Source organism: Ferrimonas sediminicola, assembly GCF_005116715.1.
Classification (GTDB): Bacteria; Pseudomonadota; Gammaproteobacteria; order Enterobacterales; family Shewanellaceae; genus Ferrimonas; species Ferrimonas sediminicola.
This window is the reverse complement of record NZ_SWCI01000001.1, coordinates 71,633-84,827: the sequence shown is the minus strand read 5'-3', so window position 1 is coordinate 84,827 and position 13,195 is coordinate 71,633. Positions and strand designations below refer to the sequence as shown.

Annotated in this window: 9 protein-coding genes; all 9 read right to left on the bottom strand. The window is 64.0% G+C overall.

What is annotated here, in order from left to right; genetic code table 11:
• Window positions 1-15: 15 nt before the first annotated feature.
• The 9 genes from FCL40_RS00360 to ilvC all read right to left on the bottom strand — a co-directional run bounded on the left by FCL40_RS00360 (window position 16) and on the right by ilvC (window position 13,050).
• Entirely contained in the window at window positions 16-1,134 is a 1,119-nt protein-coding gene (locus FCL40_RS00360; RefSeq protein WP_136850230.1) for a pyridoxal-phosphate-dependent aminotransferase family protein, read from the bottom strand.
• 191 nt (window positions 1,135-1,325) lie between these two features.
• The gene (locus FCL40_RS00355; protein ID WP_136850228.1) at window positions 1,326-4,397 is read right to left on the bottom strand and encodes an efflux RND transporter permease subunit; all 3,072 of its coding nucleotides are present in this window, start codon (window positions 4,395-4,397) and stop codon (window positions 1,326-1,328) included.
• Window positions 4,398-4,406: 9 nt separating this feature from the next.
• Entirely contained in the window at window positions 4,407-5,489 is a 1,083-nt protein-coding gene (locus tag FCL40_RS00350) for an efflux RND transporter periplasmic adaptor subunit (RefSeq protein WP_136850226.1), read from the bottom strand.
• 277 nt (window positions 5,490-5,766) lie between these two features.
• The gene (gene ilvA, locus FCL40_RS00345; protein ID WP_136850224.1) at window positions 5,767-7,305 is read right to left on the bottom strand and encodes a threonine ammonia-lyase, biosynthetic; all 1,539 of its coding nucleotides are present in this window, start codon (window positions 7,303-7,305) and stop codon (window positions 5,767-5,769) included.
• A complete protein-coding gene (gene ilvD, locus FCL40_RS00340) occupies window positions 7,305-9,140 on the bottom strand; it encodes a dihydroxy-acid dehydratase (RefSeq protein ID WP_136850222.1) in 1,836 nt (611 codons plus the stop codon). Before ilvD ends, ilvA begins: the two co-directional genes overlap by 1 nt.
• A 17-nt stretch (window positions 9,141-9,157) precedes the next feature.
• On the bottom strand, window positions 9,158-10,135 hold the full coding sequence (locus FCL40_RS00335) for a branched-chain amino acid transaminase (RefSeq protein WP_205729073.1): 978 nt from the start codon (window positions 10,133-10,135) through the stop codon (window positions 9,158-9,160).
• Between the two features lie 11 nt (window positions 10,136-10,146).
• Window positions 10,147-10,398, bottom strand: a complete 252-nt coding sequence (gene ilvM / locus FCL40_RS00330; RefSeq protein WP_136850218.1) for an acetolactate synthase 2 small subunit — start codon at window positions 10,396-10,398, stop codon at window positions 10,147-10,149.
• Window positions 10,395-12,047, bottom strand: a complete 1,653-nt coding sequence (gene ilvG / locus FCL40_RS00325) for an acetolactate synthase 2 catalytic subunit (RefSeq protein WP_136850216.1) — start codon at window positions 12,045-12,047, stop codon at window positions 10,395-10,397. The genes ilvM and ilvG overlap by 4 nt, the downstream gene beginning before the upstream one ends.
• A 4-nt stretch (window positions 12,048-12,051) precedes the next feature.
• A complete protein-coding gene (gene ilvC / locus FCL40_RS00320) occupies window positions 12,052-13,050 on the bottom strand; it encodes a ketol-acid reductoisomerase (protein ID WP_136850214.1) in 999 nt (332 codons plus the stop codon).
• Between the last annotated feature and the right edge of the window lie 145 nt (window positions 13,051-13,195).

The window sequence follows — 13,195 nt, the reverse complement described above, 5'->3', positions numbered from 1 at the left end:
GTTCCTGCCCGGTTGCTAGCTCAGCACCTCTTCCAGGGCGCCAAGGCACAGGGTGACGTTCTCTTCCCGGGCGGCGTGCCCCATCAGGCCGATGCGCCACGCCTTACCGGCCAGGTCCCCAAGGCCGGCGCCGATCTCCAGGTTGAAGCGGTTCAGCAGTTGGCCGCGCACCTCGGCGTCGTCCACTCCCTGCGGGATGTAGACGGCATTGAGCTGAGGCAGGCGGTGGGCCTCGTCGACCACGAAGCTCAGGCCCAAGCTCTCCAGCCCGGTCTTCAGCTTCTGGTGCATGTTGGCGTGACGGGCCCAGGCGTTCTCCAGGCCCTCCTCATGCAGCAGGCGCAGGGCCTCGTGCAGGGCGTAGAGGCTGTTGACCGGGGCGGTGTGGTGGTAGCTGCGCTTGCCGGTGCCGCTCCAGTAGCCCATCACCAGAGTCTGATCCAGGAACCAACTGGGCACCGGAGTCTGCCGCGCCTCCAGCTTGGCCACCGCCCTCGGCGAGAAGGAGACGGGGGCGATCCCAGGGACACAGGAGAGGCACTTCTGACTGCCGGAATAGATGGCATCGATGCCCCACTCATCCACCCTCAGCTCCACCCCGCCCAGGGAGGTGACCGCATCGACAATGGAGAGGCAATCATGCTTCCGGGCCAGGGCACACAGCGCCTTGGCGTCGGACAGGGCGCCGGTGGAGGTCTCCGCATGGACAAAGGCGAGGAACTTGGCGTCAGGATGGGCCTCGAGGGCCGCCGCCACCTTGTCGACGCTCACCGGGGTGCCCCAGGCGTCATCCACTACCACCGCCTCGCCGCCGAGACGCTCCACATTCTGGCGCATCCGTTCACCAAACACCCCGTTGCGACAGACGATCACCTTCTCGCCCGGTTCCACCAGGTTGACGAAGCAGGTCTCCATGCCGGCGCTGCCTGGGGCGGAAACGGCGATGGTAAAGGGGTTCTGAGTCTGGAAAGCGTACTGAAGCAGCGCCTTCACTTCATCCATCATGGCGATGAAGCTGGGATCCAGATGACCCACGGTGGGCTTGCCCAGGGCCTGCAGCACCTGGGGATGGACGTCGGAGGGCCCGGGGCCCATCAGGGTCCGGGAAGGAGGGTTGAACGGCTTGAACGACATGGCGACCTTCCTGCTAATTGGCCTTAACACAAACGAATATCCCAAGTTAGCACGCTTTAACAGGGCTGGGTATAGGACCAAGGTATTTGGCCGTTTTAAACGCCCGCTGCCGTCGCCCCCCTGCGGCCCGCAAAAAAAGGCCACCCCGAAGGGTGGCCAGGACTCGTCAAAGTCAGGTTCATTTCCCGGCCCTAGGCACGGGTCTCCTGGAGCATCGCCTGCTCCTCCTCCACGCTGATGGTCTTGGCCAGCAGGGAGTACATCACCGGCACCACAAACAGGGTGAACAGGGTGCCCACGGACAAGCCCACGGTGATCACCAGACCGATGTTGTAGCGGGAAACCGCACCGGCACCGGAGGCCAGCACCAGAGGCATCACCCCCAGCACCATAGCCGCGGTGGTCATCAGGATGGGGCGAAGACGCAGGGCCGCCGCCTCAATCACCGCTTCCGCCTTGTCCTTACCGGTGCGCTGCAGCTGGTTGGCAAACTCCACGATCAGGATGCCGTGCTTGGAGATCAGGCCCACCAGGGTGATCAGACCCACCTGGGTGTAGATGTTGAGGGTAGCCGCCCCCAGGAACAGGGGAATCATCGCGCCGAAGATCGACAACGGCACGGTCACCAACACCACCACAGGATCCCGCCAGCTCTCGAACTGGGCCGCCAGCACCAGGAAGATCACCACCAGGGCCAGGGCAAAGGTGACGTACAGGGCACCACCCTCGGTCTCAAACTGTCGGCTCTGGCCGCCGAAGTCGTAGGCGTAGCCCTTAGGCGCAATCTCCTGCAGCTTGGCCTTGAGGAAGGTGTGGGCATCGGCAATGGTGGCGGCACCGGGCATGGGCATCGCCTCCAGGGTGGCCGAGTTCAGCTGCTGGAACTGGGTCAGGGCATTGGGGATCACCTCCTCCTTTACCGTCACCACGGTGGAGAGCGGGATGGAGGCGCCGGTGTTGCTGCTGACATAGAGATCGGCGATGCGATCCGCGGTGGCGCGGTAGGGCGCATCCGCCTGGGGGATCACCTCGTAGCTGCGCCCCTGGATATCGAAGTAGTTGGTGCGGAAATCCCCCAGCTGGGTGGAGAGCACACTGCCGATGGTCTGCATGGAGATCCCCAGCTGACCCGCCTTCTCCCGGTCGATCTCGATGTGGACCTGGGGCTTGTTGATCTTCAGGGTGCTGTTGACCACCATGAACAGGCCACTCTGCTCCGCTTCCCGCTTCAGCCTGGTCATCACCTCGTTGAGGGTGGCGTGATCCGCGGTGGTGGTCACCACGAAATTGACCGGCAGGCCGGAGGCCACGCCTGGCAGGGCCGGCGGATTGACGCTGAAGATCTCCAGGCCGGCGATCCGCTTAGCATCGCGCTGCACCTGGGGCTGGATCGCCATCTGACTGCGCTCCCGCTGGCTCCAGGGCTTGAGACCCAGCACCGAGAAGAAGCCACTCTCACTGGGGTAACCGGCAAACACCAGGGCCATGTTGTACTCGGGGTACTGGGAAGCCATGTTGATAAACTCATGGCCATAGGCCACGGCGTAGTTGACGTTGGCGTTATCCGGGCCGCTGGCGATGTTAAACAGATAGCCCTGATCCTCATCCGGCGCCAGTTCCGACTGGGTCATCATGAACATGGCACCGATGGCGGCGAACAGCAGCACCGCCGCGGTCACCATGGCCGACTTGTAGTGGCCCACCACCTGCGCCAGGATCCCCTGGTACCCCTCCTTCACCCGGTCGAATAGACGGTCCAGGAACTGGGGAAAGGGCTTGTGCAGGTCCTCCCTGTTGAGCAGCTTGCTGGCCATCATCGGCGACAGAGTCAGGGCGATGAAACCGGAGATCAGGACCGCGCCGGCCAGGGTGAAGGCGAACTCGGTAAACAGCGAGCCGGTCAGGCCGCCCATGAAACCGATGGGCGCGTACACCGCCGCCAGGGTGATGGTCATGGCGATCACCGGCATGGCGATCTCCCGGGCTCCCACCACGGCGGCCCGCACCGGGGAGAGTCCCTCCTCGATGTGACGATGGACGTTCTCCACCACCACGATGGCATCATCCACCACCAGGGAGATGGCCATCACCAACGCCAGCAGCGTCAGCAGGTTGATGGAGAAATCCAGGCCCAGCATCACCAGCCCCACCCCCACCAGGGAGAGGGGAACGGTGACGATGGGAATCATCACGCTGCGCAGCGAACCGAGGAACAGGAACACCACGATCACCACGATCACCACCGCCTCGCCCAGGGTGGAGAGCACCTCATCAATGGACTCCTGGATAAACTCGGTGGAGTCGTGGTTCATCACCTGGTTCAGGCCGTCCGGCAGGTTTCGCTCGATCTCGGGCAGCACCTGGTATACGCCCTTGGCCACATCCAGGGGGTTGGCTTCCGGGGTGGTGGTGATGCCGACAAAGATCGCCGGAGTGCCCTTGAACAGGCCCTGCACCTTCTCCGACTTGGCCGCCAGCTCGATACGGGCCACGTCCCGCAGGCGCACCACGGCGTTGTCTTCGCTCTTGACGGTGATGTTGCCGAAGGAGGCCTCATCCTGCAGCGAGGTGGAAGCCCGCACCGAGGTGACTGTGTAGCTGTCACGCACCTCACCGGCGGCAGACTGGAAGTTGTTCTGGGTCAGCACCTGGTTGATCTGTTCGGCGGTGACGCCGTTGGCCTGCATCCGTACCGGATCCAGCCAGATGCGCATGGAGAACTCCTTCTCTCCATAGAGCTGGGCTTCCGCCACCCCCTCAACTTCGGTGAACTTGGGCTGTACCACCCGCTTGAGGTAGTCGGTGATCTCCACCCCGCTCATGGTGTCACTGAAGTAGGCCAGGTACATGATGGCGCCGCCGCCGGCCACACTCTTGGCGATCACCGGATCATTGATGCTCTGAGGCAGTCGCCCCTGCACCTCGTTGAGCTTGGTGAGCATCTCCGCCATGGCGGTGTTGGCGTCATACCCCAGGTTGAGGAACACCGAGATGGTGGACACACCCGCCTTGGAGCTGGCGGTGACGTAGTCGATCCCCTCGGCGGAGGAGATCGCCTCCTGGATCGGCTGGGTGACAAACCCCTGCACCAGCTCGGCGTTGGCACCGGGGTAGACGGTGGTGACGTTGATCTGGCCAATCTCCATATCCGGATACTGGCGCACCTGCATGTCCATCAGGGCCCGGGCACCGAACACCAGCAGCAGCAGGTTGAGCACGATCGCCAGCACCGGGCGGCGAATAAAGATATCGGTAAACTTCATGGGCGGCCCTTAGAGTTCGACGGCATTGGAGATGGTCACCGCAGTGCCGTTCTCCAGCTTGGAGGTACCGGCATTGACCACCTGCATCCCCGCCTCCAGGCCACTGAGGATGGAGACCCAGTCGCCCCGCTGCTCGCCCACCTGCACATAGATGCGCCGCGCCACCTGCTGCCCCTCATCGTTGTTTTCCACCACGAACACCGCGTCACCGAAGGGGCTGTAGGCCACGGCGGTGCTGGGGACGACGATGGGGGTCAGGGTGTCGCGCATCAGCAGGCGGATGTCGGCGTACATCCCGGGGTGCAGTTCACCGGACTCGTTGGGCACCTTGGCGCGGATGGCGATGTTACGAGTCTTCTCGTCCACCTTGGCTTCCACGGCGATCACCTGGCCGCGAAACTCCTTGTCGGGCGCAGCCGACACGCGGAACACCACCTCCTGGCCGGTGTAGAGCTGGGGCAGGTACTGCTCGGGCACCGAGAAGTCGGCGTAGAGAGAACGGGTATCCTGCAGGGTCACCAGGGCATCGCCGTTCTTGATGTACTCCCCCATGGAGAATTTGCGGATCCCCAGCACCCCGGTGAAGGGCGCACGGATGTTCTTCTTGGCGATGGTGGCCCGGGTCTGTGCCACGTTGGCGTTGGCCACCTTGAGGTCGGCACTGGCCTGATCGTAGTCGGTCTCGGAGATGTTGTTATTGCGGAACAGCCCCTCGCTGCGCTTGAACTTGATCGCCGCCAGCTCCGCTTGGGCCTGGTAGCTCAGCAGGTTGGCCTGCTCCACATCGTCGTTGAGGGTGATCAACAGCTGCCCCGCCGCCACCTGTTGGCCACTCTGGAACAGAATGCCGTCGACGGTACCGGACACCTCGGCGGCCAGCTCGATCCCCTCAATGGCGTTCAGGGTGCCGACGCTGGCCACCTGGGGACGCCAGCTCTCGCTCCTAGCCTCTACCACCGAGATGGTGGCCGGAGGCGGCGCATAGTTTTCCAGCCTGGCCATCCCCTGCTGAATCTGTTTGAACTTGATGCCGCCGATGATCGCCAGGATCATCAGCAGTCCCCCCACAACCAAGACAAAGCGCTTGAACATTCCCGGACTCCTTGTGGCCGACTTCGCCGGCCTAGCCTATTCAGTGGCCCTCAGGCTAACCCGAGCCCACTGACCCAATTTAAACTGAGCGAAGCTTACAGACATACACGTATGTATGTCCAAGAGACGAATGTAACCAAGTGTATGAATGGTGACATGGATCACGCAGCCCTCCTCAGTATGGAGTGGGTTCGGGGAAAAGGGTATGTGAGATGGCGCCGACCCCATCTGGGTGGGATCGGCGCTGTGGCCAGGCACGGATTGGCTGGAGGCCCTCCTAGCCGAGGAAGTAACGGTAGGCCGCGGAATCGGTGACCTCGCGGCAATCCAGGGGCAGATCCGCCAGGAACCGGCTCAGTTCGGCGTCCCCTTCGACGGCGCACTCCAGCCCCATCAACACCCGACCATAAGCGGCCCCGTGGTTGCGGTAGTGGAACAGGGAGATGTTCCAGCGCTGCCCCAGTCGCAGCAGGAACTGCAGCAGGGCTCCGGGGTGCTCGGGAAAGGTCACGTGAAACAGACGTTCGCGCACCGGCTCGGGGGGCTGCCCGCCCACCATGTAGCGCACGTGCAGTTTGGCGGTTTCATCCTGGGACAGGTCCTCGTGAGGATAGCCCTCCCGGCTCAGTTTCTCGCGGATTCTGGCCAGCTCCTCGGCATCGGCAATGCGCAGCCCGACGAAGATGTTGGCGCTGTCCCTGCCCGCCAGCCGGTAGTTGAACTCGGTGATGGAGCGCTGTCCCAGCAGTTGGCAGAAGCGCAGGAAGCTGCCCTTCTTCTCCGGGATGGTCACCGCCAGCACCGCCTCCTTGCCCTCACCCAGCTCGCAGCGTTCGGAGACGTAGCGCAGGCTGTGGAAGTTGACGTTGGCACCGGAAAGAATGGCAGCCAACCTCTCATCGCCCTCACGCCCTTCGCGATAGCGCTTCAAACCAGCCAGGGCCAGGGCACCGGCGGGCTCGGCGATGGCCCGGGTGTCTTCGAAGATATCCTTCACCGCCGCACAGATCTCATCGGTACTGACGGTGACCACCTGATCCACGCACTGCTGAGCCACCCGGAACGGCTCCTCACCGATGCGTTTCACCGCCACTCCGTCGGCAAACAGCCCCACCCTCTCCAGGGTCACCGGGTAGCCGGCGTCCAGGGCGGCCTTGAGACAGGCGGCGTCTTCGGGTTCGACGCCGATCACCTTGATGTGGGGGGCCAACGCCTTGATGTAGGCGGCCACCCCGGCCACCAGGCCACCGCCGCCGACGGGCACGAACACCGCATCCAGCTGACGCTGCTGCTGCAGCAGCTCCTGGCCGATGGTGCCCTGGCCGGCTATCACCGCCGAGTCGTCGAAGGGAGGGATCAGGGTCAGCCCCTGACTGTCGGCCAACTCACGGGCGTGACCGTAGGCGGCATCAAAGTTGTCACCGAACAGCACCACCTCACCACCATGGCCGCGCACCGCCTCCACCTTGATCTCCGGTGTGGTCGCCGGCATCACGATCACCGCCCGAATCCCCAGGCGGCTGGCGGAGAGGGCCACCCCCTGGGCGTGGTTCCCGGCGGAGGCCGCCACCACGCCGCAGGCACGCCTGGGCTCCGACAGCTGATGGATGCAGTTGTAGGCGCCCCTCAGTTTGAAGGAGTGTACCGGCTGCTGATCCTCCCGCTTCAGCCACACCTGGGCGCCGAGGCGCCGACTCAGTTTGGGCAGGGGATCCAGGCTGGTGAGCCTGGCCACGTCGTACACCGGCGCCATCAGGATCCGGCGCAGGTACTCCTGGGCCAGGTCCTGAGCCTGAGGCTTGGGCAGGGCCGCCATCAGCATGCCTCCAGTTTGGACAGGTCCCGCACCGCGCCCTTGTCGGCACTGGTGGCCAGCATGGCGTAGGCCTTCAGCGCCGGACTCACCTGGCGCTGGCGGTTTTGCGGCTTGTAGCTGCAGGTGGCCGCACGCTCGGTCAGAGTCAGCTCATCCACCTCGAGTGCGATGGTGCGTTGGGGGATGTTGATGCTGATGGTGTCGCCACTCTCCACCAGGGCGATCACTCCGCCACTGGCCGCCTCGGGAGAGACGTGACCAATGGAAAGGCCCGAGGTGCCGCCGGAGAAGCGGCCGTCGGTGATCAGGGCGCATTTCTGCCCCAACCCCATGGATTTCAGGTAGCTGGTGGGGTAGAGCATCTCCTGCATCCCGGGTCCGCCCTTGGGCCCTTCGTAGCGGATCACCACCACCTCACCGGCCTGTACCTCGCCCTCGAGGATGCCGGCCACCGCCGCCTCCTGGCTCTCGTAGACCCGGGCGGGACCGGTGAAGGTGAGGCAATCGTCCGGCACCCCGGCGGTTTTCACGATGCTACCGTTGGGGGCCAGGTTGCCGGACAGCACCGCCAAGCCGCCCTCGGCGGAGTAGGCATGCTCCAGGCAGCGGATACAGCCGTGTTGGCGATCGTCATCCAGCTCCGGCCAGCGGCAGGACTGGGAAAACGCCTGGGTGGTACGCACCCCGGCGGGACCGGCGCGGTAGAACTCCAGAACGCTCTCCTCGGTGGTGCCCTTGATGTCGTAGCGCTCCAGCACCTGCCCCAGGGTGCCCCCGGCCACATGGGGTACGCTGGTGTCCAGCAGGCCGCCACGGGCCAGCTCCGCCAGCAGGCCGATGACGCCTCCGGCCCGATGGACATCCTCCATGTGGTACTCCGGGGTGGAGGGGGCGACCTTGCACAGCTGGGGCACCTTGCGGGAGAGGGCGTCCATGTCGGCCATGGTGAAATCCACCTCCGCCTCCTGGGCGGCCGCCAGCAGGTGCAGCACCGTGTTGGTGGAACCGCCCATGGCGATGTCCAGGGCCATGGCGTTGGCAAAGGCGGCGCGGGTGGCGATGCCGCGAGGCAGGGCGGTGGCATCCTCCTCCTGGTACCAGCGACGGCACAGGTCGACGATGCGCCGACCCGCCTCCAGGAACAGCTGCTGGCGATCGCTGTGGGTGGCCAGCATCGAGCCGTTGCCCGGCAGGGAGAGGCCCAGGGCCTCGGTCAGGCAGTTCATGGAGTTGGCGGTGAACATGCCGGAACAGGACCCGCAGGTGGGGCAGGCACTGCGCTCCAGCTGTTCCGCCTGCTCGTCGGAGACGTTGGGATCGGCGGCCTGGACCATGGCGTCCACCAGATCCAGCTTGATCAGCTGCTCCGACAACCGGGTCTTGCCCGCCTCCATGGGACCACCGGAGACGAAGATCACCGGGATATTGAGGCGCAGGGAGGCCATCAGCATCCCCGGGGTGATCTTGTCACAGTTGGAGATGCACACCAGGGCATCGGCACAATGGGCGTTGGCCATGTACTCTACCGAATCGGCGATCAACTCCCGGCTGGGCAGGGAGTAGAGCATGCCGCCATGGCCCATGGCGATGCCATCATCCACGGCAATGGTATTGAACTCCTTGGCCACCCCGCCGGCGGCCTCGATGGCGCCGGCCACCAGTTGCCCCATCTCCTTGAGGTGAACATGGCCAGGCACGAACTGGGTAAAGGAGTTGGCCACCGCAACAATGGGTTTGCCGAAGTCCTGATCCGTCATACCTGTGGCCCGCCAGAGGGCGCGGGCCCCCGCCATATTCCGACCCGAAGTGGAGGTCGCTGATCTCAGTTTCGGCATTGTTCTACCCTTATTACTTACAACACTTTTGCCGTGGTACAGGCGGCAAACTCCTGCTTGTTTTCCTGCTCTTCGCTGACGTAGTCCAGCCAGCCCCACTTGTCCTCGGTAACTCCGCTGAACAGACCGAAGAAGGCGGCTTGCATGTCGGCGGTGACCGGGCCTCGCTGACCCTCGCCCACCTGGATGCCGTCGACGGAGCGAACCGGCACGATTTCGGCGGCGGTGCCGGTCATGAAGATCTCATCGGCCAGGTAGAGGGCTTCGCGGGCGATCGCCTCCTCCTTCACCTGGTAGCCGGCATCCCGGGCCAGGGTGATGATGGTGTCCCGGGTGATCCCCGGCAGGATGGCGGCGGTCACCGGCGGGGTGATCAGCACGCCGTTCTTCACCAGGAACAGGTTCTCGCCGGCCCCTTCGGAGATCTGGCCATTGACATCCAGGGCGATCCCCTCGGCGTAGCCGTGGCGCTTGGCCTCACCGGAGATCAGCTGGGAGGAAAGGTAGTTGCCCCCGGCCTTGGCGCCAGTCGGCATGGTGTTGGACGCCAGCCGGTTCCAGGAGGAGATGCACACGTCCACCCCCTGCTGGGTGCTCTCTTCACCCAGGTAGGCGTTCCAGGGAAAGGAGGCGACGATCACCTCGGCCTGGCTGCCGGGGGGCACGTTCAGACCCAGGCCGACGTGGCCGTAGAATGCCAGCGGACGGATATAGGCGCTGTCCAGGCCGTTGTCGACGATGGTGTCGCGGCAAGCCTGCTCCAGTTCCGCCTGGGTATAGGGGATGGGCATCCGGTAGATCTTGGCGGAATCAAACAGCCGCTGGATGTGCTCCTGCAAGCGGAATACCGCCGGTCCCCTGGGGGTATGGTAGGCACGGATCCCCTCGAATACCGAGGAGCCGTAGTGCAGGGCATGGCTGAGAACGTGGACCTGGGCATCCTGCCAGGGCGTCATCTTGCCGTTAAACCAGATAAAGTCCGCTTGGCTCACAATGTGCTCCTTAGTTAGCCGTTGGCGAGGCGCGCCTGGGAGATCTCCAGGCGACAATTCTTTACGTCGTACAGCTTGTCCAGCTGACGGGTCAGGTGTTCGATGGGACGGTCACTGTCGACGGTCACCGCAATGTTGGCCTTTCGGTCCATGCTGCTCATGTGCATGTGACACACGGTAAAGCCACGGTGGCGGGTCACCCGCAGTACTCGCTCCAAAACCTCTGGCGCCGGATTCATCTCGATATACAAGGTATGCTGACTCATGACTGCTTCTCCATCATATCGCTGTTGGATGCCCCGGGCGGAACCAGAGGCCAGACGTTTTCTTTCTCGGAAATGGACACGTGCAACAGGAAGGGTCCATCGCTGTTTAACAATTTCTCCAGGGCCTCCTCCACCTGATCTTCCCGCCAGATGTGGGCCCCCGGGATGTCGAAGGCCGCCGCCATGGCAACGAACTCCGGGTTATCGGACAGGTTGGTCTCGCTGTAGCGCTCCTCGAAGAACAGCTCCTGCCACTGCTTCACCATCCCCAGCCGCTGGTTGTCCAGCAGCAGGATCTTCAGCGGCAGCTTGGCCCGCTTGATGGTGGTCAGCTCCTGACAGTTCATCATGAAGGAGCCGTCTCCGGAGACCACCAGCACCGTCTCGTCCGGGTGAGCAAACTGGGCGCCGATGCCTACTGGCAGGCCGAAACCCATGGTGCCCAGGCCGGCACTGGAGAGATGAGTCTGCGGGCCGTCGAAGCTCATGTGCTGAGCCACCCACATCTGGTGTTGCCCCACATCACAGGCGACGGTGCTGCCTCTGGGCAGGCGCTCGGAGATGGTCTTGAGCAACCTGGGGGCAAAGATCCCCTCGAAGGGGGCGTCGTAGTTGAACGCCCACTTGCGGCTGCGCTCGTCGCACCGCTGGCACCAGTCACCACAATCCAGCTCCATCGCCAGTGCCGGCAGCACCTGCCTGAGACCGGCGCTGTGGCTCAGGTGAGCCGCCTTGCGCTTGGAGAACTCCGCCGGGTCGATGTCCAGGTGGATCACCTGAGCGTCGGGGGCGAAGGTATCCAGCCTGCCGGTCACCCGGTCGTCGAATCGGGCACCGACGGCGATCAGCAGGTCACACTCCTGCACTGCCATGTTGGCCGCCTTGGTGCCGTGCATCCCCAGCATCCCCAGGTAGCCAGGGGTACCCGGCGCCACGGCACCGATCCCCTTGAGGGTGGCCACCGAGGGCATGCCGGTGGTGGCGATAAACTGACGCAGTTCCTCCACCGCGCCGGCCATGCCAACGCCACCGCCCACATAGAGCACCGGACGCTTGGCCGCCTTCAGCATCTTGTGCGCCTGCTCCAGAGGAAAATCCCCGATGCCGACACTGTCGTTGCTGTGGGCGGTCAGCGGGGGATGGTACTCCACCATCCCCTGCTGAATGTCCTTGGGAATGTCCACCAGTACCGGACCGGGCCGCCCCTCGGCAGCCAGGGCAAACGCCTGCTGCAGGGTGTCGCACAGCTCGTCGGCATGGCGTACCAGGAAACTGTGTTTGGTGCAGGCCAGTGACAGGCCCAGCACGTCGATCTCCTGGAACGCATCGGTGCCGATGGCCGCAGTGGGCACCTGGCCGGTAATGGCCACCAGCGGAACGGAATCCATGTAGGCGTCCGCCAAGGCGGTCAACAGGTTGGTCGCGCCCGGACCCGAAGTGGCGATACACACCCCGGTCTTGCCAGAGGCACGGGCATAACCAATGGCGGCGAAGGCCGCCCCCTGCTCATGACGAGTCAGGGTGTGGTTGACGGACGAGTCGAGCATGGCATCGTAAACGGGCATGATGGCACCGCCGGGATAACCGAATACGGTATCCACCCCGAATCCTTCCAATGTACGAATGACTGCTTCCGCTCCGCTGATCATCGGCTTACTCTCCTCGATTCAACCAGCTCATGCGGCTGCGCAGTTCCGCACCCACCTTCTCGATGGGGTGCTCACACTCCGCCTTCTGGGCGGCTCGGTAGTTGGTGCTGCCTGACTTGTACTCCTCCACCCACTGACGGGTGAATTCACCGGACTGAATCTCCGCCAGCACCTGCTTCATGGTCTCCTTGGCGCGATCATCGACGATGCGGTCACCCCGGGTCAGGGCACCGTAGGCGGCGGTGTCGGAGACGAACTCATGCATGCGGGAGATGCCGCCCTCGTAGAGCAGGTCGACGATAAGCTTCAGTTCATGCAGGCACTCGAAGTAGGCCAGTTCCGGCTGATAGCCCGCCTCCACCAGGGTCTCCCAGCCCTTGCGCACCAGGGCCACCGCCCCGCCACACAGCACCGCCTGCTCACCGAACAGGTCGGTCTCGGTCTCCTCCTTGAAGTTGGTGGTCAGCACACCACCGCGGGTGCCGCCGATGGCGTCGGCGTAGGCCAGCGCCCGGGCATGGGCGTAACCGGTCGCATCCTGGTGTACCGCCATCAGGCAGGGAACCCCTGCACCCTTCTCATACTCGGTGCGAACCAGGTAGCCAGGCCCCTTGGGGGCCACCATGGCCACATCGATGTTGGCGGCGGGCTCGATCATGCCGTAGTGAACGTTCAGGCCGTGGCTGAACATCAGCATGGCGCCCTCCTTGATGTTGGGCTCGATATGCTCCTTGTAGCAGTCCGCCTGGGCCATATCTGGGATCAGCACCATGACGATATCGGCATCGCGCACCGCTTCGGCGAAGGGCACAGGCTGCCAGCCCTCCTCCTCCGCCTGTTTCCAGCTGGCACCGCCGGGTCGCAGGCCGATGACAACATTCACGCCGCTGTCGCGCAGGTTCAGGGACTGGCCGCGGCCCTGGCTGCCATAGCCGAGGACGGCGACGGTCTTGCCTTGCAACAAACTCGGGTTGGCGTCAGCTTGGTGATACATCTGGGTCATGGTTGCTTCTCTCCGTGGACTACAGGGTAAAAAAAAACCCCCCGGACCTTTCGGTGCGGGGGGTGGGTGTTTGGTTGACGTTTAGGCTGCTTGTGCCCGAACCAAACGCGTTCCCCCGCCGGTGATAATAATCACCACGGTCAGG